This is a genomic window from Brevibacterium sp. CT2-23B, assembly GCF_013168765.1.
Lineage (GTDB): Bacteria > Actinomycetota > Actinomycetes > Actinomycetales > Brevibacteriaceae > Brevibacterium > Brevibacterium sediminis.
On record NZ_JABBYK010000002.1, the window covers coordinates 49,237 to 73,365 of the forward strand.

At 63.3% G+C, this 24,129-nt stretch carries 24 protein-coding genes; 12 read left to right on the plus strand and 12 right to left on the minus strand.

What is annotated here, in order from left to right; genetic code table 11:
* Positions 1–107 precede the first annotated feature (107 nt).
* Positions 108–908, plus strand: coding sequence for a DUF981 family protein (locus HIM68_RS05270; RefSeq protein WP_172170392.1), 801 nt, complete (start codon positions 108–110; stop codon positions 906–908).
* Between the two features lie 14 nt (positions 909–922).
* Here the strand turns inward: HIM68_RS05270 and HIM68_RS05275 are convergent, their stop codons facing one another.
* Positions 923–1,276: a nuclear transport factor 2 family protein gene (locus tag HIM68_RS05275; RefSeq protein WP_139468197.1), complete on the minus strand. Its 354-nt coding sequence runs from the start codon at positions 1,274–1,276 to the stop codon at positions 923–925.
* A gap of 172 nt (positions 1,277–1,448) precedes the next feature.
* On the opposite strand from HIM68_RS05275, the gene aztD reads away from it, so the two are divergent.
* From aztD to betT, 4 genes are all read left to right on the plus strand, one after another.
* The gene (gene aztD, locus HIM68_RS05280) at positions 1,449–2,714 is read left to right on the plus strand and encodes a zinc metallochaperone AztD (RefSeq protein WP_172170394.1); all 1,266 of its coding nucleotides are present in this window, start codon (positions 1,449–1,451) and stop codon (positions 2,712–2,714) included.
* A 198-nt stretch (positions 2,715–2,912) separates the two neighbouring features.
* Positions 2,913–4,292 (plus strand): NAD-dependent succinate-semialdehyde dehydrogenase, encoded by a 1,380-nt coding sequence (locus HIM68_RS05285; protein ID WP_172170396.1) that lies wholly within the window; start codon positions 2,913–2,915, stop codon positions 4,290–4,292.
* Between the two features lie 150 nt (positions 4,293–4,442).
* The gene (locus HIM68_RS05290; protein WP_172170398.1) at positions 4,443–5,822 is read left to right on the plus strand and encodes a short-chain fatty acid transporter; all 1,380 of its coding nucleotides are present in this window, start codon (positions 4,443–4,445) and stop codon (positions 5,820–5,822) included.
* Positions 5,823–6,115: 293 nt separating this feature from the next.
* Entirely contained in the window at positions 6,116–8,197 is a 2,082-nt protein-coding gene (gene betT, locus HIM68_RS05295) for a choline BCCT transporter BetT (protein ID WP_139468201.1), read from the plus strand.
* Between the two features lie 167 nt (positions 8,198–8,364).
* Here betT and HIM68_RS05300 read toward each other — a convergent pair whose 3' ends face one another.
* Entirely contained in the window at positions 8,365–9,324 is a 960-nt protein-coding gene (locus HIM68_RS05300) for an aspartate dehydrogenase domain-containing protein (protein ID WP_172170400.1), read from the minus strand.
* A 107-nt stretch (positions 9,325–9,431) separates the two neighbouring features.
* Between HIM68_RS05300 and HIM68_RS05305 the strand changes: the two genes are divergently transcribed.
* Both HIM68_RS05305 and HIM68_RS05310 read left to right on the plus strand, forming a co-directional pair.
* Positions 9,432–10,052 carry a DNA-3-methyladenine glycosylase I gene (locus tag HIM68_RS05305; RefSeq protein ID WP_172170402.1) on the plus strand — a complete coding sequence of 207 codons (621 nt, stop codon included), beginning with the start codon at positions 9,432–9,434 and terminating at the stop codon, positions 10,050–10,052.
* Positions 10,049–10,492 (plus strand): NUDIX domain-containing protein, encoded by a 444-nt coding sequence (locus HIM68_RS05310; RefSeq protein WP_172170404.1) that lies wholly within the window; start codon positions 10,049–10,051, stop codon positions 10,490–10,492. The genes HIM68_RS05305 and HIM68_RS05310 overlap by 4 nt, the downstream gene beginning before the upstream one ends.
* Positions 10,493–10,554: 62 nt before the next feature.
* Here the strand turns inward: HIM68_RS05310 and HIM68_RS05315 are convergent, their stop codons facing one another.
* Both HIM68_RS05315 and HIM68_RS05320 read right to left on the minus strand, forming a co-directional pair.
* On the minus strand, positions 10,555–11,031 hold the full coding sequence (locus HIM68_RS05315) for a hypothetical protein (RefSeq protein WP_172170406.1): 477 nt from the start codon (positions 11,029–11,031) through the stop codon (positions 10,555–10,557).
* Positions 11,032–11,339: 308 nt separating this feature from the next.
* A complete protein-coding gene (locus HIM68_RS05320) occupies positions 11,340–12,473 on the minus strand; it encodes a YafY family protein (RefSeq protein ID WP_301539181.1) in 1,134 nt (377 codons plus the stop codon).
* Between the two features lie 126 nt (positions 12,474–12,599).
* Here HIM68_RS05320 and HIM68_RS05325 point away from each other — a divergent pair, with 126 nt between their 5' ends.
* Complete coding sequence (locus HIM68_RS05325; RefSeq protein ID WP_172170410.1) at positions 12,600–13,823, plus strand: integrase; 1,224 nt, start codon at positions 12,600–12,602, stop codon at positions 13,821–13,823.
* A 78-nt stretch (positions 13,824–13,901) separates the two neighbouring features.
* Here the strand turns inward: HIM68_RS05325 and HIM68_RS05330 are convergent, their stop codons facing one another.
* Complete coding sequence (locus HIM68_RS05330; RefSeq protein ID WP_172170412.1) at positions 13,902–14,465, minus strand: hypothetical protein; 564 nt, start codon at positions 14,463–14,465, stop codon at positions 13,902–13,904.
* 110 nt (positions 14,466–14,575) lie between these two features.
* Here HIM68_RS05330 and HIM68_RS05335 point away from each other — a divergent pair, with 110 nt between their 5' ends.
* A complete protein-coding gene (locus HIM68_RS05335; protein ID WP_172170414.1) occupies positions 14,576–15,808 on the plus strand; it encodes an MFS transporter in 1,233 nt (410 codons plus the stop codon).
* A 77-nt stretch (positions 15,809–15,885) separates the two neighbouring features.
* Here HIM68_RS05335 and HIM68_RS05340 read toward each other — a convergent pair whose 3' ends face one another.
* Positions 15,886–16,227, minus strand: coding sequence for a helix-turn-helix transcriptional regulator (locus HIM68_RS05340; RefSeq protein ID WP_172170416.1), 342 nt, complete (start codon positions 16,225–16,227; stop codon positions 15,886–15,888).
* A 16-nt stretch (positions 16,228–16,243) separates the two neighbouring features.
* Here HIM68_RS05340 and HIM68_RS05345 point away from each other — a divergent pair, with 16 nt between their 5' ends.
* Positions 16,244–16,759 (plus strand): SRPBCC domain-containing protein, encoded by a 516-nt coding sequence (locus HIM68_RS05345; RefSeq protein ID WP_172170418.1) that lies wholly within the window; start codon positions 16,244–16,246, stop codon positions 16,757–16,759.
* Positions 16,760–16,769: 10 nt separating this feature from the next.
* On the opposite strand, the gene HIM68_RS05350 is transcribed toward HIM68_RS05345, so the two are convergent.
* Complete coding sequence (locus HIM68_RS05350; protein WP_172170420.1) at positions 16,770–17,303, minus strand: DoxX family membrane protein; 534 nt, start codon at positions 17,301–17,303, stop codon at positions 16,770–16,772.
* Positions 17,304–17,417: 114 nt separating this feature from the next.
* Here HIM68_RS05350 and HIM68_RS05355 point away from each other — a divergent pair, with 114 nt between their 5' ends.
* Complete coding sequence (locus HIM68_RS05355; protein WP_139468213.1) at positions 17,418–17,969, plus strand: TetR/AcrR family transcriptional regulator; 552 nt, start codon at positions 17,418–17,420, stop codon at positions 17,967–17,969.
* Between the two features lie 73 nt (positions 17,970–18,042).
* On the opposite strand, the gene HIM68_RS05360 is transcribed toward HIM68_RS05355, so the two are convergent.
* The 4 genes from HIM68_RS05360 to HIM68_RS05375 form a co-directional block, all read right to left on the minus strand.
* The gene (locus tag HIM68_RS05360) at positions 18,043–19,494 is read right to left on the minus strand and encodes an MDR family MFS transporter (protein WP_172170424.1); all 1,452 of its coding nucleotides are present in this window, start codon (positions 19,492–19,494) and stop codon (positions 18,043–18,045) included.
* A 315-nt stretch (positions 19,495–19,809) separates the two neighbouring features.
* Complete coding sequence (locus HIM68_RS05365; RefSeq protein ID WP_172170426.1) at positions 19,810–20,820, minus strand: aldo/keto reductase family protein; 1,011 nt, start codon at positions 20,818–20,820, stop codon at positions 19,810–19,812.
* Between the two features lie 73 nt (positions 20,821–20,893).
* Positions 20,894–21,262, minus strand: a complete 369-nt coding sequence (locus HIM68_RS05370; RefSeq protein ID WP_172170428.1) for a hypothetical protein — start codon at positions 21,260–21,262, stop codon at positions 20,894–20,896.
* Positions 21,263–22,029: 767 nt separating this feature from the next.
* A complete protein-coding gene (locus tag HIM68_RS05375; RefSeq protein WP_172170430.1) occupies positions 22,030–22,395 on the minus strand; it encodes a VOC family protein in 366 nt (121 codons plus the stop codon).
* Positions 22,396–22,551: 156 nt separating this feature from the next.
* Between HIM68_RS05375 and HIM68_RS05380 the strand changes: the two genes are divergently transcribed.
* A complete protein-coding gene (locus HIM68_RS05380) occupies positions 22,552–23,514 on the plus strand; it encodes a WYL domain-containing protein (protein WP_172170432.1) in 963 nt (320 codons plus the stop codon).
* A gap of 42 nt (positions 23,515–23,556) precedes the next feature.
* Here the strand turns inward: HIM68_RS05380 and HIM68_RS05385 are convergent, their stop codons facing one another.
* Positions 23,557–23,862 (minus strand): helix-turn-helix transcriptional regulator, encoded by a 306-nt coding sequence (locus HIM68_RS05385; RefSeq protein ID WP_172170434.1) that lies wholly within the window; start codon positions 23,860–23,862, stop codon positions 23,557–23,559.
* Positions 23,863–24,129 lie beyond the last annotated feature (267 nt).

The following is a 24,129-nucleotide window of genomic DNA, read 5'->3' on the forward strand; positions in this document are numbered from 1 at the left end:
GGAATCTTTGAGGTGATTCCCAGCGTTGTACTGAGTACAAGTGCATTGGGGCTCCGGGGCAACCTGCCCCGGACGTTGCAATGCGATCACCTCAGGAGGAAATCACCATGGGCGGATTCTTCACCGGCGTCGAATCGCCGGGAATGATCGATTGGGCCACGATGCCCACCTACAACACGATCATGTCAGTGGCGGTCGGTGCCGGACTGCTCGCCGTCGTCCTGTTCTACCGGGAACTGCGCCGTGCCGGAGGGGCGGCCGGAGTCGGTGACAGCGCAGGATCGAAATGGCGTGGAGGCAGACACGTGCTCAGCACCGACGGATGGGCGCTGATCTTCGGCGTGCTGGGACTCATCCTCACCCTGACCGGTCTGCACATGACGCTGACCTGGCCGCTGGCGGCGGGCGGATTCGCCTTCGACAACGTCATCTTCGGTGAGACGAGCCTCGCCTTCGGCGTGCTCATGCTCGCCGCTGCCTGGTATCTGTGGCAGCGCGGGGCCGACCTCAAGGCCGATGCCGATCCGCTGGGGATGGCGGCAAGCACGGTGAAGCCGCTGTCGATCTTCATCGCCGCTCTCGGACTCGCGCTCTTCGCCATCGCACTCGCGGGAACGGTCTACCAGCTCTTCGCCGCTCCGCCGCAGGAGCCGATCTCCGGTGCCTTTGCTGACTACCCGGTCATCGAAGCCACATTCATGTCACTGCTCTTCGCCCTGGTCGGTCTCGGAGCGGTGCTGTTCCCCTTCGCGGTGCGCAAGGTGCTGAGCACCCCGGTCGACGCGCAAGTCGGTGGAGCTGCGATCTCCGTGACCGGCGTGGTCTGGACGATCACCGGAATCGTGTTCGTCCTCTTCGGCGCGATGAACTTCTACACACACATCGGACTGATCGTCAACACGATGTGATCAGCCGCAGCGGCTCAGACCGCTGCTTGGTAGAAGTACGTGGTGCGTTCGGCGATGAGGCCCTCGGTGTCGAAGAGGAAGAAGTCCGCGAAGCCCACCGAGGCCTCTGAGCCGTCCTTGAGACGACCGCTGAAGACACCGCGACTGGAAGCGCGATCACCGTCGACGAGGATCTCCTGCAGCGAATGCGCACCGGACTCGATGACGCGTTCGCCATGGTAGAAGTCGGTGATCTGCCGGCCGACCATCGTCGGGTAGCCTGGCCGATCATAGCTGGCGTCCGCGGCGAACAGCACCGAAGTGGCGTCCGCATCTCCGGCATCGACGGTGGTGTAGTAGCGCTTCACGAGTTCAGTCACACTGGCCATGGCACTACCGTAACAGTGACTCATGTCATAGTCGGGCCGACCCTTGGTCCTCGCTGACCCGCCGGGTCTCCCTTCGTCGCCGACGGCGACCTCATTTCGCATTTCTGTCCCTCATCGGGTTAGTATCGACCTGTTAATGATAACGAGTCTCACTAACTAGAGAGTGCGAATAATGAAACGACACCACACGATGCTCGGATCGGCGGTGGTCGCCTCTGCACTGCTGCTCACCGGCTGCCAAGCCGGCGACGACGCCACCGACTATGACGCGGGCAGTTCGGACAAGAAGACCGCAGGCGCCGCAGACGACAAGGAGGACACAGGGCACGCCCAGGAGCTCGCCGCCGCCCAGCCGCGGCTCGTGACAACCTACGACGGCGGGATCCTCACTCTCGATGCGACGACTCTCGACGTCATCGACGATACGAAGCTCGAAGGCTTCAACCGCCTCAATCCCGTCGGTGACGGCCGCCACCTCATGGTCTCCGTCGCCGAAGGCTTCCGCCTCTTCGACGCCGGAGTCTGGACCCAGCCCCACGGCGACCACACCCACAGCTACGCCGCCGACCCGCAGCTCACCGACACCGTCTTCGACACCGAACTGCCCGGACACGTCGTCAACCACGGCGAGGCCACCGTGCTCTTCGGTGACGGCGACGGCAAGATCCAGACCTTCGACACCGAGGACTTCTCCGACGGCGCCCCGAAGCCCCAGGTCGCCGAGGTCGACGAACCCCACCACGGTGTCGCCGTGAAACTTGCTGACGGGTCGATGCTGCACACCGTCGGAACCGAGGACGAACGCTCGGGTGCGAAAGTCGTCGACAGCTCCGGCAAAGAGATCGCGAGCAGCGACGAGTGCCCCGGAGTCCACGGCGAAGCCGCTGCGAAGGACGAGGTCATCGCGCTCGGCTGCGAGGACGGAATCCTGCTGTACAAGGAGGGGAAGTTCGAGAAGATCGTCGCTCCCGATTCCTTCGGCCGCATCGGCAACCAGTCCGGAAGCGACGAGTCGCAGTACATCCTCGGCGATTACAAGGTCGACGAAGATGCCGAGCTCGAACGTCCCGAACGGGTGAGCGTCACGGATACGAAGACCGGCAAGCTCTCGCTCGTCGACCTCGGCGCCTCCTACAGCTTCCGGTCACTGGGCCGTGGACCCGAAGGGAAGGGCGTCGTCCTGACCACAGACGGGAAGCTGAAGATCATCGACCCTGCGACCGCCTCGGTGACGGAGGAGTACCCGGTCGTCGACGAATGGGAAGAGCCCGTCGAGTGGCAGAAGGCCCGCCCGACGCTCTTCGTCCAGGACGAGGTCGCCTACGTCAGCGATCCGGCGGAGAAGACGATCCACATCGTCGATCTCGAATCCGGTGAGGTGATGGCCGAGAAGTCGCTGCCGCACGCACCGAACGAACTCACCGGCGTCACCGGCTGAGGGATCGGGACGAACCCGACCGGCGGTGTCCCTGGGCACTCCGCCGGTCGGGTCGGCCGCCTCGGTGGCGGCTGAGAATCTGCCCAGGAGATGAGACCGCCGTTGCCGACGCCGGAGTTCGGCCATAGCGTGGGGGATGGACCTGCGATCACACCATCGGTGATCGCCTCAACCCCGTCGAAGTGAAAGAGGACAGCCATGACCACCATGTATCGCGTCACCGACCCGGCGACCGGCCAAGTCGCCGAAGAATTCCCCACCGCCACCGATGCCGAGATCCTCGCCGCCCTCGATCGTTCGGCGACGACATTCGACGAGTGGAGCCGGACCACGGTGGCCGAGCGCGCCGCCATCCTCACGCGCGTGTCCGAGATCTACGCCGAGCGTGCCGAGGAGCTCGCCGAAGTCATCAAGCTCGAAATGGGCAAGTCCGTGCCCGAGGGCAAGGGCGAGGTCCAGCTGAGCTCGATGATCTACAAGTACTTCGCCGACAACGCCGAAGCCTTCATGGCCGACGAACCACTGCGCGGACCCACGGACGCCACCGCCATGATCCGCCGCAAGCCCGTCGGCTCGCTGCTGGGCATCATGCCCTGGAACTTCCCCTACTACCAGGTGGCCCGCTTCGCCGCCCCGAACCTGGCCCTGGGCAACACGATCCTGCTCAAGCACGCCCCGCAGTGCCCCCGCTCGGCGCAGATCATGGAAGAGATCTTCATCGAGGCAGGCCTGCCCGAAGGCGCGTACATCAACATCTACGCCAGCAACGAACAGGTCGCCGACATCATCCTGCCCGACCCGCGCAACCACGGTGTGTCCCTGACCGGATCAGAACGCGCCGGTGCCGCCGTCGCTGCCGAGGCCGGAAAGAACCTCAAGAAGGTCGTGCTCGAACTCGGCGGATCCGACCCCTATATCCTGCTCGACACGGACGACGTCCAGAAGTCTGCGAAGACGTTCTTCAACACCCGCATGGGCAACACCGGCCAGGCCTGCAACTCGCCCAAGCGGATGATCGTCATGGACGACATCTACGACGACTTCGTCTCCTCCATCACCGAGGCGGCCAAGAAGAACACACCCGCCGTTCCCGGCGAGGAAGGCTCCCGCCTGTCCCCGCTGTCGTCGGTGGCCGCCGCCGACCGCTTCGTCGAGCAGGTCCAGGACACCGTCAGCGAGGGCGCGACCCTGCTGGCCGGCGGTAAGAAGTACGACGGCGGTGGAGCCTACGTCGAACCCGTCGTCCTCACCGATGTGCAGAAGGGCATGCGCGGGTACTACGAAGAGCTCTTCGGACCCGCTGTCATCATCTACAAGGTCAGCAGCGAGGAAGAAGCCGTCGAGCTCGCCAACGACACCCCCTTCGGCCTGGGGGCTGCCGTGTTCTCCAGCGACATCGCCCGTGCCGAACGCGTCGGCGACCAGATCGATTCCGGCATGGTCTTCCTCAACGCTCCGGAAGGCAGCCGCGAATACCTGCCCTTCGGCGGAGTCAAGCGCTCCGGTGTCGGACGGGAACTCGGTCCGCTGGCGATGGACGAATTCGTCAACAAGCAGCTCGTGTACAAACAGGACTGATCGGTCCGCGCGGAGCCCGAGAATTCGGGTTCCGATCGTGACCGGGTTGTGATCGCGCTCAGGGCGCTGTCTCTTACAGGGACAGCGCCCTGATTGTATGCTGAGACCACGCACAGCCAATTCTCATAGTTCTCAGCGGGAGGTCTTCCCATGTCGGCACCGAAGCCGTCGACCCAGGTCAACGCCGCAGCCTCAAAAGGGATCATGCGGCCGGTCAACCGATTCCTCGAACAGTGGATTCCCTCGGCCCTGACCTTCGCCATCGTCCTCACCCTCATCGTCGCCGTCCTCGCGTTCATCTTCACCGACGCCGGGCCCACGGAGGTCGTCACCGGCTGGGGTGAGGGACTGGCCGGTCTGCTCGAGTTCATGACGCAGATGTGTCTGATCCTCCTGCTCGGACACATCCTCGCCAACACCGGACCGGTGCGGAAGCTGCTGGCATGGTTGGCCCGGGTGCCCGGCAACGCCACCTTCGCCTATGTCTTCGTCTTCGTCGTCGCCGCGCTCGCCAGCCTCATCACCTGGGGACTCGGCCTCGTCGTCGGCGCCCTGCTCGCCCGTGAGATCGCAGTGCAGTCGCGCGAACGCGGAATCAAGGTCCATTTCCCGCTGCTCGTCGCCGCCGGCTATTCCGGATTCGTCGTCTGGCACATGGGGTATTCGGGATCGGGTCCGCTGACCGCGGCCACCCCGGACTCCTTCCTCTCCGAGTCCCTCGGCGGGAAGACAGTTCCGGTGTCGGAGACGATCTTCGCCGGCTGGAACCTATTGGCGATCGCCGGAGTCATCATCGTCTGCGCGCTCCTCTTCTTCCTCGTCGCACCCAAGTCCGGCGCCACCGTCTACGAACTCCCCGCCTCGGTGAGTTCGGAGGGGCAGAGCGAGGTCGACGAGGAGGTCGTCACTCCGGCCGACCGGATCGACGCCTCACGAGTGCTCACCCTCATCGTCGGTCTCGCTCTCGTCGCCTATCTCATCATCCACTTTGCCCAGGGCGGGGGACTGACCCTCGACATCGTCAACTGGTCGTTCCTCGCGCTCATCCTCCTGCTCGTGCGCAACCCGTTCGAGCTCATCCACCTGACGAAGGAGGCGGCGTCGAACGTCGGCGAGATCCTCCTGCAGTTCCCGCTCTACGCGGGAATCCTCGGCATCATGTCGACCACCGGACTCATCGCCGTGTTCTCCGACGCCTTCGTCTCGATCTCGAACACCACGACCTTCGGCGTCCTCGCCCTGCTCTCGGCCGGACTCGTCAACTTCTTCGTCCCCTCCGGCGGTGGACAGTTCGCCGTGCAGGGCCCGATCATGCTCGATGCGGCCAACCAGCTCGGCGTGGACCCGTCGATCGCGATCATGGCCGTGTCCTACGGCGACCAGTGGACGAATATGCTCCAGCCCTTCTGGGCGCTGCCGGTGCTCGCGATCGCCGGGCTGAAGATGCGCGACATCCTCGGCTACACCGTCATCACTTTCCTCGGCTCAGGGGTGGTGATGGCTGCCGCGCTGCTCCTCGTCTCCCTCTGAGACTCGATGAACGTTCCGCCGAGGCGGTTGGGACTTGACCGACGATGACCCGATCGGTGAAGCCCCACCTCGGCGAGGGTGAGTCGCTGATCTGCAGATTCGCGTGGCATCACAGGATAAGTGACCGGAAGTGTCTATGTGGTAACCTCCGTTGTTGGCCGTCCCCGGGGATCCGGGGGATCGGCGATGACGGAAATTCTTGAAGCAACAGCCGTTGATCATGCTCGGTTGAGCACCCTGTTCGACCGGGTCCGATGCCACGACGCAACAGCGTCCGGATAAGGAGCACAACCATGTCAGCATCAGTCGACACCCCGCCGGGTGAACCGAAGGGAGAGGCGAAGGGCAAGGTGAAGCCGTCGCTGCCTCCAGTGAATAAGAAGGTGTTCCTGGCGGCAGCACTGGTGGCGCTCGCCATCACCGTATGGGCCCTCATCTCACCAACCAACGCCGAGACGGTCCTCGGTGCAGTCGTCGGCTGGACCTCCGATTGGTTCGGCTGGTTCTACGTCCTCCTCGTCCTCGCTGTTCTCGTCTTCGTCATCTACTTGGCGGCCTCCCGCTACGGAAACACGAAGCTCGGCCCCGAACACTCGAAACCCGAATTCGGCCTCGTCGCCTGGGCGTCCATGCTCTTCGCCGCCGGCATCAGCACCGACCTCATGTTCTTCGCCGTGGCCGAACCGGTCACGATGTACCTCACCCCGCCGAGCACCGAAGCCGAAACTGTGGACGCGGCCCGCGAATCCACTGTGTGGGCGCTCTTTCACTACGGTCTGAGCGGCTGGGGACTCTACGCACTCATGGGTATGGCCCTGGCCTACTTCGCCTACCGGATGAATATGCCGCTGGCGATCCGCTCGGCGCTGGCCCCGATCTTCGGCAAGCGCGTCCATGGTGCTTTGGGTGAGACGGTCGACTTCGCCGCCCTGCTGGGCACGATCTTCGGTGTGGCCACCTCGTTGGGCATCGGCGTCGTCATGGTCAACGTCGGCCTCAACACTGTCCTCGGAATACCCATCGGCGTCGGCACCCAGGTCGGCATCGTCGTCGTCGGAGTCGGTGTCGCCACGCTCTCGGCAGTCTCAGGTGTGGACAAGGGAATCAAGTTCCTCTCCATCCTCAACGTCGTCCTCGCGATCGCTTTGAGCCTCTGGGTGCTCGTGGCCGGAAACACGAAGTTCCTGCTCAACGCCTTCGTCCTCAATGTCACGGACTTCGTCCGCCTGTTTCCGAACATGGCAGGACAGACCTTCGCCTTCGAAGACACCGGAACATGGATGACCGACTGGACCCTGTTCTTCTGGGCCTGGTGGATCGCCTTCGCGTCGTTCGTCGGACTCTTCCTCGCCCGCATCTCCCGCGGACGCACCATCCGCCAGTTCGTGCTGGGCACCCTGACGATTCCGTTCATCTACATCTTCATGTGGATCTCGATCTACGGAAACTCGGCTCTGGACATCATCCGCAGCGGAGACAAGAAGTTCGGTGAGTCGGTCATGCTCAGTCCTGAGGGCGGGTTCTACGACCTGCTCTCCCGGTACCCGGCCTTCGCCGTCATCGCCGCTCTGGCCACGATCACGGCCCTGCTGTTCTACGTCACCACCGCTGACTCCGCGGCCCTGGTGATGGCGAACCTGTCGTCGAACCTGCGCAACCCCGCCGAGGACGGACGCGCCGGACTGCGCATCTTCTGGGCCCTGTCGACCGGCGCCCTGACAGTGGCGATGCTGCTCGTCGGGGGCATCGGCGCCCTGCAGAACGCGACGGTGATCATGGGCCTGCCCTTCGCCTTCGTCGTCATCCTCGTGATGATCGGCCTGTACAAGGCGCTGCGGGTCGAGGCGAACCGCGTCGACAGCGTCGATACGACCCTGCCCGGCTCTCTGGCCCGTCGCTCCCGCGGTCCCGGCCACGAGACTTGGCAGCGTCAGCTCGGGCGGGTGCTGTCCTTCCCGAACAAGGCGCGTGCCGAGGAGTTCGAGCAGAAGGTCCTCATCCCCACCCTCCACGAGGTAGCCGAAGAGATGGAGGGCCGCGGAATCTCGTCACGCTGCGGTCGCGTCGACTCCGAAGGCGTGTTCGTCGACGACGGCGAACTCTTCCAGTTCGAGGTCGACGGAGACGGGGAATACCCGTTCCGCTATCAGGTGTGGCCGCACAAGGTCAGCGTGCCGTCATTCGGCGGAATGGTCCCCCGCGGAACCGGCGAGGACTACTACCGGATGGAGGTCTACCTCGACGGCGGCACCGGTCAGGGCTACGACATCATGGGCTTCTCGAAGGAGCAGATCATCGATGACGTGCTCGACCAGTACGAACGTCACGTCGAATTCCTCCAACTCCAGGAGAACATCACCCACCGCGATGACTGAATCGCGATGTCCGGATGACTGATTCCGGCGGGTGAGTGCGGCGCCCGGGATCCCTGGCCTGACGGCCGGCGGTTCCGGGCGCCGTCATTTCTCGCACCGAGAATGCGTCGATCTCAAGCGCCGAGGCCGACGGACGCTGCGTGGTGGGCTCGGGGGCGGCCAGGTGATCACCTTGCCGTCACGGTGCGCAGGGTTCGGGCGACGGACAGGGCCGTCAGCCCGCTGGTGGCAGGGTTCTCCGGGCTCGGTGTCGACCGGATGTCGAAGGCGAATTCCCCTGCGGACCCGGACGCCCGGATTCGGTGGGCGGACTGGGTCTGACCGGCGACCGCCTGGAGCACGACCCGCACCCGCTCCAACGAGGCACCGAGTAAGTCGGCATCGGTGCGTTCAGGTGCGGTGTCGGTCGACGCAGCTCTGGCTCCTGAGTCTGAGGCCGGTGCAGCAGAACTCAGTCCGCGGGTGGCCCAAGCGAGGGCGACGGCGATGTTGACATTGGCGGGGAACTTCTCGATCGCCTCGGCGGGATTGCCCTCGAACACCGTCAGAGGGCCGTCCTCAGGACGGAGGACACGCAGACGCTCGGCTTCGGTCTCGGACATCCACGGTCGGATGAGTCCGCTCGCCTCCTTCGAGGTGGTGATTTCGACGCTGTCGAGGCCATCGGACTGAGCCGCCGCCTCGAGCACATCGAGTCCGCCGATCGCCCCATTGGTCACATGCAGGCGGCCGGGTCCGGCGAGCAGACCCGCACGGGTGCCGGGATCGGCCATGGCTCCGACACTGGTGAGCACGAATGGGTGACCGGCCGCGATGACGGCGGGGCCGAATCGGGCGGCGGCGGGAACCCCGGCGCATTCGACGATAACATCGAAGCGGTCGAACATCCTCGGCGACGGTGATTGCGTCGATGACGCAGCAGGCAACGATGGGGCCGGTTCGTGAACTGGGGTGGTGAGCGTGGGGAGGTCGACCACCTCGGCGCCGTGATTCGGGCGACCTCTGTGGTTGGCTCGATCCGAGACCAGGGCGGTCAGGTTGAACGCCCCGGACTCGAGCTCGGGAGAGAGCAGCCGGGCGACGTGACGGCCGATGGCACCGAAGCCGAGGAGGAGCACTGAAGTCATGGCCGCACCTTATCGGAGACATCTGACACGGGGCTGGACCGTTGCCGCAGGAGGCCGGAGCGTGGGGGTGCGCGGGCAATATCAGTGCGACGCGATACGGTTGCAGGATGGACGACGAATCACAGCCGAGCGCATCCGGGGGAGCCGTCACCGGCGACGACGGACTTGCCCGCACCCCGTGGGCGTACGGCGACCCGATGCTGCTGGACTACTACGACAGTGAGTGGGGCCTGCCCATCCACGACGAGGCGGGGCTGTTCGAGCGGATGAGCCTCGAGGGATTCCAGGCCGGTCTGTCGTGGCTGACGATTCTGAAGAAGCGGGATCGGTTCCGTGAGGTCTTCGCCGGATTCGATCCCGACGCCGTGGCCCGCTTCGGCGAAGGCGAGATCGAGCAGCTGCTGACCGATTCCGGGATCATCCGCCACCGCGGCAAGATCGAAGCCTGCATCAACAATGCCGTTCGCGTGATCGAACTGCGTGAAGACGGCGGACTCGATGCGTTCCTGTGGTCGTTCCAACCTGCGCAGACCCCGCGACCGCGTACCATTGCTGAGATCCCGACGACCGGACCGGAATCCGTGGCGCTGTCGAAGGCGCTGAAGAAGAAGGGGTTCCGCTTCGTGGGACCGACGACGATGTATGCGCTGATGGAGGCCATCGGCATGGTCGATACGCACCTGCTCGATTCCCACCGCCGAGGAGCGTCCGGAGTGTGGTCGGAATGAATGACATCCGCGTCTCCGCACTCGTCCTCCTCCACCCGCAACGCCGGGAACTGCTCATGGTGCGCAAGGCCGGGACCAGTTCCTTCATGCTGCCCGGCGGCAAACCCGAAGAGGGGGAGACCGCTGAGGACACCATCGTCCGTGAGATCGCCGAGGAGCTTGGACTCGATCTGGACCGTCACCGACTGCACGCTTTGGGCACGTTTGCTGCCGCGGCGGCGAACGAAGCCGATCACCGTGTCATCGGCGACGTGTTCTGCTATGACGGTCTGCCGGCAGCACTCGATGTGGAGAACATCGCGCATCTGGCCGAGATTGCCGAAGCCGGATGGTTTCCCATCGACCCGCTGCCCGCGGACACCGATATCCGCCAGTTCGCGCCGCTGACCCGCAATGAAGTCATCCCGGCGCTGCAGGTCGCGGGGAGGTCAGCTGGTTGACCGAGTGAAGCGCCGTCGTCTTGCGCGGTGCGATGCTGCTTTCACGCTGGGCGGCGCTGGTCTCATGCGGTGCGACGCTGGAACCCGAGGTCGAGGGTGAACAGGTGCAGGGAATGCACCACGGTGATCGCGGCGATGAGGAAGCTCAGTGAGATGTCGATGATACCGAAGATCGTCAGCGCGGGTGGGCTGACGTAGCCGGGTGCCTGCAGGAGGGTGCAGCCGATGACGATCGCGCCGGTGAGGATCGCGATCAGGACGGCGATTGTCGTGCGGCCCACCGCTGCCAGGCACAGCAGCCCGGTGGTGAACAGCAGAGCGAAGAGCGCGAAGACATCGACGCCGCGACCGATGATGAGGACTTCCTGCCACAGGTTCCCGTACGTGACCGAACTGCCCGGCTCGGGGGAGTAGTAAGGGAAGAACGATGCGGCGATCACCAGCATGACCAGCGGCCCATAGAGGCGGGCATAGATGATGTTCGTGCGGCGGATGCGCTCGGCGAGGCCGTCGGCGCTGCGGAGATTTCCGGTCGTCATCGACCGTCCGTCATCTGTTGCTGTCACTGCGGCCTGCCGTCGGAATCGAGGATGGCGGTACGAGGACTCGTTGCTGTGCCGAAGCACGGCAGAAGCATCTCATTTCTCCGATCAGAGGATTAGGGATTGTGGTCGGCGGCGGCCCGAATGGATTAGTCGCCATCAAGCGAACCGATACCTGAAACGTATCCAGGAAAGTTACCGCTCGGTGTTCTCGGGCGACAAGGAATGGACATGACTCACGGGTCATGCCCGCGAAATTTCACATATTCGCACAAAGGCTTTTATGTCGGGTTGTGACCTTATCCCTATTTCGCTGCTCGGGGAGCCGCATTCTTCGCTCGGGAAGGTGCGAGGTCGGATGCCGCATGGCCCTCGGCAGCCCGACCGAGCTGGACCGAGAGTCGGTGGAGGCATTCGCGGAGGTCGGGACTGTCGATGACGGTGAAGTCGGTGTCCAAGCGCGCCAGGGCCAGGGCCATCGTGGTCAGGCTCTGGCCGCCGACGGTGACGAGACAGCGGTCGTCCTCGAGTGCTTCGACAGTGCCTTCGGCGGACGCGAGCTTCTTCATCACTGTGGGCGCCGGTGCATCGACGATGACTTGGGCCGAATGCCGCCACCTGGGTTCCGTGGCGTGTCGTTCGACGAATTCTCCGATGTCGTCGGCCGGCAGTGGACGTGGAGTGAAGCTGCGGCCGCTCGGGGTCTTCGGCACGATGCGTTCTGCGCTGAAGACCCGCCAGTCCTCAGCCTGGGGTTCGAAGGCCAGCAGGTGCCAGCGGTGCTGACGATTGACGAGTCGGTAGGCTTCGACTTCCAGATGGACCTCGTGTGCCGAGGTGCTGCTCGGGTCGTTCGGTAGGAGAGAGTCGCCGGTGTCCGGGTCGGCTGTAACTGGGCTGGTGGCGCATGAGTCGCCTGTGCCGCCGGGTGAGCGGTCGGACGGTTCACCGAGATACGTGAAGCGCAGGCGTTCGTGTCGGCGACAGTGGTCGATGAGAGTGACGATGAGGTTGGGGTCGACAATCGGCATCGGCTGACTGCCGACGACCGGGACAGTGAAGTGCGCGAGGCTCTGCACCCGTGTCCGGACTGCGGTGGGGAGAATGGTCTCGAGCTTCGCCAGTGCCAGTGCCGAAGTCTCTTCCATTCCGCCGATGATGCAGCTCAGCCCAGAGTGGAGGCCGACGGCGACCGCCACCGCTTCATCGGCGTCGAACATGAGCGGCGGGATTCCCACGCCGTTGGAGGAGAGACGATATCCGCCCTCGTTTCCGCGTGTGCCGTCGATCGAATAGCCGATATCGCGGAGCGTGCCGATATCGTTCCGGATGGTCCGCGGGCTCACTCCCAGGCGATCTGCCAATTCGGTTCCCGACCAGGTTCGGGGCACCATCAACAGTGACAATAACCCGAGCAGTCGTGCTGCAGTCTGTGACATCTCTGCGTCTTCTGTCGTTTAGGAAGACCTCCTGCCTGAACTCAGAATAGCATTATGCAAATCGTTCCGGGGCAGAGCGAAAACAAAGAAGTGGCTTCCCCGAATTCGGAGGAACTAACAAAATTGATGCACGATCAGCAGAATATTCAGAGCATTCCTTCCCCAGAGACAACTGAAGCAGAATTCGACGTCGATGACTATCTCGAGTTGTATTCGTCGGCACGGAAGAAGGACAAAGGGTGGATCCTCGACGAGGTCATGATCCTCACCGGTTGGTCACGTGACCATGCGCGGCGCCGCCTGGCGGCCTTCCGCATCGGAGAAGATGATGCCTACGACGATCCGCCCGCCGACCAGCCGTCGTCGAGGTGCTGCAAATACTCACCCGAATCGCGAGCACTCCTCGTCCGGATCTGGGAGTGGTCGGGGTTCCAGAGTGGAAAGTACCTGGCCGCTGTGATGCCGCAGCTGCTCGATGCGGCCGAGCGACACGGCGCCCTGGTGCCCGACCGCGACGGTTACAGCCTCAAGGTCCGGTCCGAGCTGCTCGCCGTCAGTCCGGCGTCGATCGACCGGTATCTGCGCACCGCGCGAGCCGAGGACTTCCGAGATCGTCGGGTGTCGACGAAACGATTCACCAGTCCCAGCGAAGACTTCCTCGACTTCGCTTCGGGGCCGAACGAGCACGAACCCGGATTCTTCCTCGTCGACACCATTGCCCACGCAGGACCGACCCGGGCCTCGAACTGTGTGTTCACCATCAGCGCCTCTTGCCTGCACACCGGTTGGGTCTTCACCCACAGCCTTGCCGACAACGCTCCGGGCACCATGGTGGACGTGCTGCAGTGGTCGCTCGATGAGGTGCAGGGGATTCCCTTCTGGGTCAATGCCATCGAGCTGAGCAATGCCGATGGCACCGTCCACGAGGCGACCGACCGGTGGGCGCGGGGACTGGACATCCATTTCAGTCCGGTGCTCAAAGATCTCCGCCGCGATCGGCTTCCGGAAGCGTCGCGGCATCAGCATCTCGTCCATGAGTACGGCAATATCCGCCGCTATGACACCGACGAGGCCCGGTCTGCACTCAACGGACTCTGGCGCGCGGTCGATGACCGGCTCAACTACTTCACTCCCACGCGCAAACCGGCTGGCTGGGCCGATGACGGTCACGGCGAGCAGCGGCGAATCTACGACGAACCGCGCACACCGTTCGAACGTCTGCGCGCAGCGGGAGTCATGTCACCGACGCAGGAGGACGAGCTCACCCAGTATGCGGATGGTCTCGATCCGGCCCGACTGACCGAGGAGATCGTGTTCTGGCAGAGGCGTCTGCAGGAGCTGGCCGCCTGAGAGAGTTCCGTTCCCACGCCGCCGGCAGAGCATCGTGTCCGCTGGCTGTCGGCAGATCCGCCCCCTGGGGGTGGAGACTTAGTCCCGTTCCTGCCGCGAATACGCGATGAGCGCCCGGTACAGGTCGATCGGCGCGCAGTTGGCTCTCTTGGCCAGGGACTTCATGAGTTTGCGGTAGGTCTGATAGTCCATCTGCGCCGGATTGTCCGTGGGCACGAGAGCGAAATCGTGCAGAACGGTCAGCGCCCGGGAATCCATGATGGAGAACTTCTTGGGATTGACCACGGTGAGCAGGGTGCTGGCCATCGGAATTCCCACTCCGGGAAGCATCTGCAGCAAAGGCAGACGGAAGCGGTTGGGTGTGTCATCGTCGAGCGCGACGCCGGTGACGAAGTCGATGTCATCGGACGAGATCTCCTCGAGGCTCGGCAGAACTCCGATGGCCTTCCACTCGGCGACCTTGAGGAAATGCTTGCGTTTGAACGATTCGCGGACCTTCGTCTTCGGGCCGATATCGCTGAAGATCTCCGACTCGAGGTCCGTGAGGGCATAGAGCGGTTCGAATTTGAGGACGAATGCGGTGTCGATGGTGCCGCTGGGAGCGTCGCGTTTGAGGTCCGAGCTGAGTTCCGATGAGTTCATGGACCGATGGTAGGCGATCATTCTGACGTGGAGGTGAACACTTCTGCACCGGATGGACGGCAGATGGTGCGGGCACGGCAGATGCAGTGCCGATGTCGTAACCTCGGACTATGGACCCCGAACATCCGTCTCAGGCGACGTACACCCCGGCTCTGTTGGGTCTGGTGTGGACGGCGATGTTCGGGTTCTCCGCCTTCTTCTTCAGCTATTCGACGATGGTGACGATTGCGGCGACGGACGGACTGTCGACCGTCACCGGCGGGTCCGTGCTGACGACGATGATGATCGGTGTCATCGTCGCCCAGCCCTTCGCCCCGTGGGCCGGTCGCGTCTTCGGTTTCAAGGCCTCGCTCATGCTGGCTCTAGTCCTGCAGTTCCTCGGCCAGCTCCTCGGACTCTTCGTCACCCCGCCCCTGTTGGCACTCGTCCTCGCCGGACTCTGCGGAGGCGTCGGGTTCGGGCTCTTCGTCGTCCTCGCCAATGCCGCGGTCCCAGGAACGACCGCGCCGGGACGGATCGGCAAGGCGCTTGGCTTCTTCGGTGGGATCACTTCCCTGGCCGCGGCCGTTGGTGCTCCGCTGGGGCTGTGGTTGGTTGAGACGATCCCGATCTGGACCTTCCGCATCATCGTCTGTGCCTGTCTCCTCCTGGCCATCCCCACTGTGCTCAAATTCGTACCCGGTCGGCCGCCTCGGCGAGGGAATGACGATTCGGGAGAATCGGCGAGCGACAACGAGACGGTCGGGGTTCGGTCCGGACGCAACGAGAAGCGGAGCCTCCGAAAAGCAGGACGCTGGGCGGGGGAGGCCCTCGGGCTCGTCCTCATGCTCTCTCCGTTCCTCGTCGGCATGATCGTCTTCGGGATCATCGTCGGCTTCGGTCCGGGCGAGGACGTCGCCGTGGCGGCACTGTTCATCGCCGGGATGCAGATCTCGGCGGTCATCGGACGCTTCGTCGTCGGGGCCGTTTCGGACAGCTTCCCGCCGTTCGCTCTCAACATCTTGGGCCTCGTCCTGACGGCGATCGGGCTGGTCTGCGCTGTCGTCTCCTACGGTGGGACGCTGTTCGTCTCGATGCTCATCATCGGACTGGGATTGGGTGCCCTGCAGTCGGCAAGTCTCGTCATGGCTTTCGCCGCGGTCAGTTCGCCGAGCCGGGCCAGCGTCGCCTGGAATATGAACTTCGACATCGGGCTGGCCGTCGCCGGTGTGGTCGGCGGGCTCGGTTTCACCTATCTCGGGTCGTCGTCGACCTTCTTGGTGTGTGCTCTGCTTCTGCTGTTCACCGGTGCCCTGTCGTGGATCGCGCGGACTCTGCAGAGGCGGAACAACGGGCACGGCTGAGCTGTCAGTGCGGGCGCTGCTGACCCGGAGACTGCGGGGTGCGACTGAGCCTGTGGTTGAAGGGCAGGGCTGGATCGTCAGTGCGGGGACTCCTCATCGAGCTGCGCGAGCAGTCCGATGGCCGCACGTGTGTACTCACCGATCCAGCGATCATGGATCCGTTTGATCGGGAGCGGTGCCAGAGCCAGCAGTCGGGTGCGTCCTTCCTTGCGGCCGGTGACCAGCTCAGCGCCCTCGAGCACTCGAATATGCTGCAGCACAGTCGTGCGATCGAGGTCGGGAAACGCCTCGCAGACCTCACCGGTCGTCCGCGGTCGAGTCCGCAGCAGGTCGAGGACGCGTCGGCGGGTGGGGTTGGCCAGGGCCTTGAAGACCGCATCGTCGGATTCATCCGAGCCTGTTCCCAACTCCCGTGACATGTGGTAAAAATATCACATGACAGATGAGCAGAGCACCCAGAACACACCCGTCGAGCAGAACGATCAGTCCCGTCCACTGGAGGAGCTGTCCTTCACGGTCACCGGCTACATCTCGAAGACTCCTCATGAGACCTATGAGGCGGTCGCTGATCCCGAGCAGCTCTCGCATTACTTCACGACCGGCGGCGCCCGCGGCCGTTTGGAGGCCGGGGCCGACGTGACATGGGACTTCGCTGACTTCCCGGGTCGGTTCCCCGTCGAAGTCGTCGAGGCCGTCCAGGACGAGAAGATCGTCATCCGTTGGGAAGGCTCCGACGACTCCGTGGAAAAGGACACGACAACGACCTTCGAGTTCACTCCCGTCGATGACGGTGCGCGGACGCTCGTGACGATCACGGAGAAGTCCTGGAAGCTCACCGAGGGCGGAGCTCAGGGCGCCTTCGGCAACTGCATGGGCTGGACCGGAATGCTCTCGGCTCTCAAGGTTTGGATCGAGCACGGAATCAACCTCCGCGAGGGCTACTACAAATAAGCCCGGGGCGTCAGCGCCCGGACGGTCCCGCCGCAGAGTCCGATGTCGTCACAGTGCCCGACGTGCGCTGCCTTCGTGCTCCCCGTTGTGCCCGGATCTCCGGAATGAGCACTGCGAGGACCGCGGCAAGGAAGACGGCCTGCATTACTGTGCGCGGCACCAGCTGATCGTCCCACGGCAGATTCTCGCCGGTCAGCGCCAGATGCACATTCGCCGGGAACATGACGATGAGCATCAGTCCCAGCCCGCCGGCCGCCCACGGGCGAGTCGGGCGCAGCAGCAGGCCGAAGGCTCCGAGCAGTTCGAGCACCCCGGTCACGGTGACGAGCGCAGCTGCTGCTGGAAGCCATGGCGGCACCATGTCGATGAGAGCCTCGCGCATGCCGACGAAATGTGAGATGCCGGTGACGATGAACATCACGGCCAGCCCGAACCGGATTGCCACCGGCCATGTACCAAGACCACGTTCGGCCGCCGCCGAGTTGAAGCGCCCGACGGCGTAGACGGCGAGAGTGGTGATGAGGAGAAAGAGTAAGGGTGCCATGAGAGGCTCCTCCGATGAGCGAGGCCTTGCGGCCGCGGCGAATCTTTACAGTGAAAAGGTAGATCGTCGACAAGCATCTTGTCAATGAAAAGTTTGCTCCGGTACGATCGGACTGTGACTTATCATCATGGGGATCTGCGTCGGACCCTGTTGGCGGAGACCGCCTCGGCGATTGCCGAAGACGGCGTGGCCAAACTGAGCATGCGTGCGCTGGCGAAACGGGCCGGGGTCTCAAACGCCGCTCCGACGTATCATTTCGGTGACAAATCCGGTCTGCTCACGGCGCTGGCGACAGAAGGATACGACCGCCTGGCGGAGGCGATGTCCGGAGTCGACGAAGGCGGCGGACTCATCGACCGCGGAGTCGCGTACGTCGAATTCGCGCTCGCCTGCCCATCTCACTTCACGGTGATGTTCCAACCCCGGCTGCTCCACGATGACGACGGCGAACTGACTGCGGCCCGTCAGCGGGCGTGGGCGGCGCTCTCGGTCGGAGTGGCGACGACCAGATCAGGGCCGGACTCCGACTTCGGGGTGGCGGCATGGTCGCTCGTCCACGGATACGCCACTCTGGTGCTCAGCGGAGCAGTGGAGCCCGAAGACGCACTCAGACAGGCGCGCATCGTGGCGGGCCACCTCGTCGAGGGCGCCGACAGGAGCCGCTGAGGGGCTGGGCCGGATTTAAGGAGCTGGTGCGGATCCGCTGATGTGGCGGTGAGGCACCTGCGGTGCCCCGGAATCACTTGCCGGTGACCTTCTTCTGCCCCGGTTCGAGTCCGTGGGAGTTCTTGATGAAGAACGCGCCGATGACGCCGAGGATGCCGACGCAGGCGGCGACGAAGAACGCGACGTTCGCGCCGTGCACCAGGCCTGCCATGCCGTAGGTCTCCGGGTTCCGCGCGGCCGAGACCATGATCGTCACGAGCGCCGCGGTGCCGACCGACGCCGCGATCTGGCGCAGCGTGTTGTTCAGGGCAGTGCCGTGGGGGATGAGATGCGAGGGCAGCTGGTTGAGCGCGGCCGTGGTCACCGGCATCATCACCATGGCGACACCGAACATTCGGATCGTGTTGACGACGGCAAGGTAGACGAACGAGGTGTCCGGTTCCAGCCGGGCGAAGAGGAACGTGGTTCCGGTGAGCAGGACGAAGCCGGCGATGGCGAGCCATTTGGCGCCTATGGCGTCGAACACGCGACCGGTCACCGGTGACATCAGTCCCATCACCGCGGCGCCGGGGAGCAGGACCAGGCCCGACTCCATGGCCGAGAAGTCATTCATGTTCTGCATGTACAGCGGCAGGACCATCATGCCGCCGACCATGACGATGAACACGCACATGCCCAGCAGGGTGTTGAGCGTGAACATCCGGTAGCGGAGGATGCGGAACTCGAGGATCGGCTGTTCGAGTTTGAACTGACGGGTGATGAAGAATGTCAGCGAGATCGCGCCGATGACCAGCGGGATGAGCACCTCGGCGCTGAGCCAGCCGGCGTCACCGGCGGTGCCGAAGCCGAACAGCAGTCCGCCGAAGCCGAGGGTGGAGAGGATGATCGAGAGGACGTCGAGTCGGGGGAAGGTGCGTTCGGTGACGTTCTTGAGCAGGAAATAGGCGACGATGAGATCGATGATCGCGATCGGCAGCATCATGTAGAACAGCGTCTGCCAGGGCAGGTGGTCGACGATCCAGCCGGAGAGGCTGGGGCCGATGGCCGGGGCGAAGGCGATGACGAGGCCGAAGGTGCCCATAGCCGATCCGCGTTTCTCTACGGGGAAGATCGCGAAGAGAATCGTCTGCATGAGCGGCATGATGATGCCGCCGGCTGAGGCTTGGATGACGCGGCCGATGAGCATCACCGGATAGACCGGAGCGATCGCGCAGACGAGGGTGCCGATGATGAACAGGCCCATCGCGGTGAAGAACAGGCCCCTCGTCGTGAACTTCTCGATGAGGAACGCGGTCACCGGAATCATGATGCCGTTGACGAGCATGAAGCTCGTCGTCACCCATTGTGCGGCGCCGGAGGTGATGTCGAAGTAGTGCATGAACGCCGGCAGGGCGGTGTTGAGCAGCGTCTGGTTGAGGATGATGACGAACGCGCCTGAGACGAGAACCGCAAGCACGAGGTTCCGGTTGACCGGGGTGCCTTCTGACGGTTCCTTCTGAATGTCGTCTCCGTTCGCCAATGGCATCCCCTCACCTGTTGTTCGTCTGCGTCACTTCTCGTCTTCCAGCGACAGAGCGCCCGAGGCGGTGTGCTGAATCGGCCCCTCTTTGCGCCCGGAAATAAATTCCTTGGTTATATAACCGCTTCATGCAGTTTAACCCACCGCCCTCGCCGAGGCGGCCCCGGGTCGGTGTGAGATTCGTCGAGTTCATCTCCCAGTTGGGTGACGGACACCCGTCACCGCGGAGCTTTTGTCGCCGGTGAGGAAGATTCCGACCGCGGCCCCACCAAGGGACCGCGGTCGGAATTCCTACGGACGGTCGGCCGCCTCGGTGAGGGATCAGGTCAGGCGGGTGGACGGCGACTGGGTCTTGTTGGGGTCGGTCTCCGGCAGATCGCCGAGGATGTCGTCGATGCGAGTGAGGACGTCCGCGTCGAGGGCGACCCCGGCGGCCTCGGCGTTCGAGGCGATCTGCTCGGGGCGGGAGGCGCCGACGAGGGCGGTGGCGACGTTGTCGTTGGACAGCACCCAGGCGATCGCGAGCTGCGCCATCGTGATTCCGAGCTCGTCGGCGATCGGTTCGAGCTTCGCCACGGCCGTCAGCTTGTCGTCGTGAAGATAGCGGCTCCTGATCGATTCAGCGCCGCCGCCGTCCTCGTCGGTTGCCCGGGATCCGGCGGGGACCGGCTGGCCGGGCTTGTATTTGCCGGTCAGTGCGCCCTGGGCAATCGGGGACCAGACGATCTGCGAGATGCCGAGTTCCTTCGACGTCGGGACGACCCGTTCTTCGATGACGCGCCAGAGCATGTTGTACTGCGGTTGGTTCGACACGAGCTGGATGCCGAGGTCGCGGGCCAGGTGGTGGGCGGCGCGCAGCTGGTCGGCGTTCCATTCGCTCACACCGATGTAGAGTGCTTTGCCGGAGCGGACGATGTCGGCGAAGGCCTGCATCGTCTCTTCCAGCGGGGTTTCGTAGTCGTAGCGGTGGGCTTGGTAGAGGTCGACGTAGTCGGTGCCGAGTCGGCGCAGCGAGCCGTTGATCGACTCCATCATGTGCTTGCGCGACAGGCCGATGTCGTTGTGTCCCTTGGGTCCGGTGGGGAAGTAGACCTTCGTGAAGATTTCGAGCGATTCGCGCCTTTGGCCCTTGAGTGCGTCGCCGAGGACCTGTTCGGCGACGGTGTTCGCATAGACGTCGGCGGTGTCGAAGGTGGAGATGCCCGCGTCGAGGGCTGCGTGCACGCACTTCGTGGCGGTGTCATTCTCCACCTGCGAACCGTGCGTGAGCCAGTTGCCGTAGGTGATCTCGGAGATCTTGAGTCCGCTGTTTCCCAGATATCTGTGCTCCATGACCTCAGCCTACGACCGGGCGCGGAAGTGGGGAACCCCTCGCCGAGGCTGGGTCAGAATCCCGCGGGCCCTGTCACTTGGTCAGGGTCGGGAAAATGGAATCAGGCTGGGCTAGGTCCACGATGACATGTCCAATGGCGCTGGACTCGACCTTGGCAGCCACGATCTCCCCGCTGTCGGGATTGACAACGACCGTGGCAGGAACAGCTGATTCGTCGATCTCTTTGATCTTAGCTGGATCGGTCGTCGCCCCAGGGACGAGGTCGAGCGGGTCGGCTTCCGCACCGTCTTCGAGCAGCGAATCGATGCGGTCTCTTTCTTCGGCAGGGGAGTTGGAAATCTGTCCAGCATCCGGATCGGGTATGGCCATCGCGGGTTGGGCAGAGACCAAGGTGCCGGCGGCCATCGCCAGTCCGCTGACAGTCAGCGCAAGCTTCTTCATGGTCGTCCGTTCTGTAGGGGAAGTCCGGAACCAGACCATCGTACCCAGCTCCTCGCTCGGCTCTCTTGACCGACACGAGTTTTGGGCGATCGCCTAGTTCCGGCTGTCAGTCCTTATGCGGGCGCAGTCGCCCGGCTTCGACCGCGTCTGTAAAGAGCTGAGACGAGAACACCCACTAGCACTCCAACTGTGATCCCGGTCCAACCGATGATCACCGTCGCCGAATTGAATTGCGCTCGGCCGAGTGGAATCAGCAGATACTGGACGACCTCGACCGCGAGTGAACTCAATAGGGCCAGCGAACCGAAAAGCATGACATTCCGTCGCCTGGAGTACAAGCCGCTCGCGAAGCCTGCCGGTGCAAAGAGCAGCAGGTTCATCGACTGCCAATTCACATGGGTCAGCGTACCCGGAGAGGGCAGAGACCAGATCCACACCCGTGTGGTTCGCAGCCCCTCGTGAGCCTCGAACGCTTGGCTTGAAGGAGTGAGAGTCGCGGCAAGGATCAACGACAGACTTGCTAACCACAGGAAGACGACTGCGGGATGTTCGTGGATCTGTTTCCCAAGGCGTCTCGAGACGATTCCGGCGATAATCGCCCCGAGGGCGAATACCGGCAATGCGAATGGCAGAGCAGCCAGATACCTGAGCATTCACATCCTCGCACAGTTCGAATTGCCGGTCGGCATAGTCGTCCTGAATCGTATCGCCAATCTGTCCGACTGTTAGCCAGCGCTTCCGTGCTGACCCCTTCGCCGAGGCGGAGATCAGTCCACGGGCGAGACGCGGATGAGATTCCCGTCGGGATCGGCGACGACGAAGGTGCGCCCGAAGACTGCGTCGTAGGGCTCGGAAACGACAACAACTTCCTTTGCGGTCCAGTCGGCGAAAACAGCATCGACTGCTTCTGCGGTTCCGGGCACCATGAGTCCGACTTCTGACGTGCGCACTGATGTTTTTGTGACTGACTCACTTGCGCCGCTCCAGAGGGAGAACAGAACTCCCGGTGCGATTTCGAATGAGACGTAGTGGGGTGTGACCATCTCGGGTTCCATCTCGAAGAGGTTGCTGTAGAAGGCCGTCGAGGCGGCGGTGTCGGTGACGTAGATGAGGAACAGGTTCGGTGCAGGCATGAGGTGCTCCTTCTGTTTGCTGGTTTTCGATGATTTCGACGTTCGGTGACCTTCAGTTCGGTCGCCGTGGTTCTACACTGACAGCAATAGATGACAGCCCATGTCATGTTTGGAAACGAGCTCGGAAAAACTCTCTGCAGGGGGAGGAGGAACGAAGTGAAACGTCCGCAGCGATTGCTGTCGATCATCGTGGCGCTCCAGTCCGCTGGTCAGACGACGGCTGCTCGTCTGTCCGAACAGTTCGGTGTTTCGGTGCGAACGATCCTGCGTGACATCGACGCATTGATCGAAGCGGATGTGCCGGTCGTTGCAGCGCCCGGCCGCTACGGCGGGATCTCCCTGCAGACGAGAACGCAGATCGACGTGAACCGGCTATCCGCAACCGAAGCGGAGGCGCTGGCGCTGGTCGGTTTGGATTTCAGAAGTGCGCGCCATCTCGGCCTCGAAGAGGGAATGCTGCGGGCCTTCCAACGCTTAGACGCGCGGCGGCCAAAGCCGTTCGAGCGGACAGATCAGCAACTTATTCCTCTCCGTGAAGTGGTCGAGATCGATAGCTCGGCATGGTTCGCCGACGAAGCGGCATTCGACTTCGCTGACCTCGTCGTTTGCCTCCGGTCGGCCCGGCGATTGCAGATCGAATATCGGTCAAGCGGGAAAGCTGAAACGCGAATCTATCAGGTCGACCCGTATGGTCTCTATCTGCGAGGCGGGCGGTGGTACCTCATTGCCGATGTCGATGGGAATCCGCGCATGTTCGCCATGACCCGAATGCGGAAGTGGACTGTTCTTGAATCTGTACGGACGCTCCGGCCGGAGACGACGCTGCAGGGTGTTGCGCAATTTTTGGTCGAGCGTCTGGAGAGCCGAGAGGACGTATTTGTGACGGCTCTTCTCGAGGTCGGAGGAGAGGATATTGCGCGCAGGATCCTCGGCAGTCGACTGCGTTCCGTCGAACAAGTGCCGACTGATGATGCGAAAGTACGGATCATCGTCGCTTACGACCAACTCGACGGAGTCAGGCAGCTCATGCAATTCACCGACCACATCGAAGTCATCGATCCACCGGCGGCGCGGGAGCTGGTCAGGAAGCTGGCCGCCGACATGGCGGCACGACATTGAGGTATCGCTGGTGCGACGTGCGGCGACCACAGCCAGGACGAATCAGGCGATCTGGATTCGAGTTTCTCCGAAGACGAAGTCGAGTGTCAGGTTTCCGCCAACTGCTTCCAGGTAGCGCCGAGCAGTGCCGATCCTGGTGTTCTCAATGTCTCCGTGCTCAATCTTGGAGACTTGACGCCGTGAAACACCAATTCTGTCTGCAACTTCCTGCTGTGTGAGGCCTGCGTTGGATCGCAGTTCTTTCAATTGGTAGGCGCGCACCTCAGCAAGCATCTTCTGCTTGTGTCGTTCGACGTTCTCGCGGTCGACCGGGTGATGGGCGAGGAACTCGCTCAGCGTGTCAGCCATACTTCTCACTTTCCTTTCAGTCGCAGCATGTGTTGAGCGTCCTGAGAGCAGATGAATGTCCACCTTCCACATCTTCCAATATAGAATCTCTAGGTTCTGAACTCATTAGTGTGAAGATCGCGATTTCCGAGGAAGATGCCGGGACGTCCGGAATCACGCCAAAGGCGCCCGCCGCCGCATATTCGCGATGGCAATGTCGTTGCGGAGCGGATGCACCGCGGCACCTTGCCAATTCGGTACACCTTCCTCTGGACTGCCCACTGAAGA

What these genes read in the sequence shown, in the direction of transcription:
- HIM68_RS05270 (WP_172170392.1), top strand. Translation starts at nt 108, where the DNA reads ATGGGCGGATTCTTCACCGGCGTCGAATCGCCGGGAATGATCGATTGG.
- HIM68_RS05375 (WP_172170430.1), bottom strand. Translation starts at nt 22,395, where the DNA reads ATGCCTGCACCGAACCTGTTCCTCATCTACGTCACCGACACCGCCGCC.
- HIM68_RS05330 (WP_172170412.1), bottom strand. Translation starts at nt 14,465, where the DNA reads ATGAACTCATCGGAACTCAGCTCGGACCTCAAACGCGACGCTCCCAGC.
- HIM68_RS05360 (WP_172170424.1), bottom strand. Translation starts at nt 19,494, where the DNA reads ATGCCATTGGCGAACGGAGACGACATTCAGAAGGAACCGTCAGAAGGC.
- HIM68_RS05290 (WP_172170398.1), top strand. Translation starts at nt 4,443, where the DNA reads ATGTCGGCACCGAAGCCGTCGACCCAGGTCAACGCCGCAGCCTCAAAA.
- HIM68_RS05305 (WP_172170402.1), top strand. Translation starts at nt 9,432, where the DNA reads ATGGACGACGAATCACAGCCGAGCGCATCCGGGGGAGCCGTCACCGGC.
- HIM68_RS05370 (WP_172170428.1), bottom strand. Translation starts at nt 21,262, where the DNA reads ATGAAGAAGCTTGCGCTGACTGTCAGCGGACTGGCGATGGCCGCCGGC.
- betT (WP_139468201.1), top strand. Translation starts at nt 6,116, where the DNA reads ATGTCAGCATCAGTCGACACCCCGCCGGGTGAACCGAAGGGAGAGGCG.
- HIM68_RS05310 (WP_172170404.1), top strand. Translation starts at nt 10,049, where the DNA reads ATGAATGACATCCGCGTCTCCGCACTCGTCCTCCTCCACCCGCAACGC.
- HIM68_RS05300 (WP_172170400.1), bottom strand. Translation starts at nt 9,324, where the DNA reads ATGACTTCAGTGCTCCTCCTCGGCTTCGGTGCCATCGGCCGTCACGTC.
- HIM68_RS05325 (WP_172170410.1), top strand. Translation starts at nt 12,600, where the DNA reads ATGCACGATCAGCAGAATATTCAGAGCATTCCTTCCCCAGAGACAACT.
- HIM68_RS05320 (WP_301539181.1), bottom strand. Translation starts at nt 12,473, where the DNA reads ATGTCACAGACTGCAGCACGACTGCTCGGGTTATTGTCACTGTTGATG.
- HIM68_RS05365 (WP_172170426.1), bottom strand. Translation starts at nt 20,820, where the DNA reads ATGGAGCACAGATATCTGGGAAACAGCGGACTCAAGATCTCCGAGATC.
- HIM68_RS05315 (WP_172170406.1), bottom strand. Translation starts at nt 11,031, where the DNA reads ATGACGACCGGAAATCTCCGCAGCGCCGACGGCCTCGCCGAGCGCATC.
- HIM68_RS05285 (WP_172170396.1), top strand. Translation starts at nt 2,913, where the DNA reads ATGACCACCATGTATCGCGTCACCGACCCGGCGACCGGCCAAGTCGCC.
- HIM68_RS05350 (WP_172170420.1), bottom strand. Translation starts at nt 17,303, where the DNA reads ATGGCACCCTTACTCTTTCTCCTCATCACCACTCTCGCCGTCTACGCC.
- HIM68_RS05275 (WP_139468197.1), bottom strand. Translation starts at nt 1,276, where the DNA reads ATGGCCAGTGTGACTGAACTCGTGAAGCGCTACTACACCACCGTCGAT.
- aztD (WP_172170394.1), top strand. Translation starts at nt 1,449, where the DNA reads ATGAAACGACACCACACGATGCTCGGATCGGCGGTGGTCGCCTCTGCA.
- HIM68_RS05345 (WP_172170418.1), top strand. Translation starts at nt 16,244, where the DNA reads ATGACAGATGAGCAGAGCACCCAGAACACACCCGTCGAGCAGAACGAT.
- HIM68_RS05335 (WP_172170414.1), top strand. Translation starts at nt 14,576, where the DNA reads ATGGACCCCGAACATCCGTCTCAGGCGACGTACACCCCGGCTCTGTTG.
- HIM68_RS05385 (WP_172170434.1), bottom strand. Translation starts at nt 23,862, where the DNA reads ATGGCTGACACGCTGAGCGAGTTCCTCGCCCATCACCCGGTCGACCGC.
- HIM68_RS05340 (WP_172170416.1), bottom strand. Translation starts at nt 16,227, where the DNA reads ATGTCACGGGAGTTGGGAACAGGCTCGGATGAATCCGACGATGCGGTC.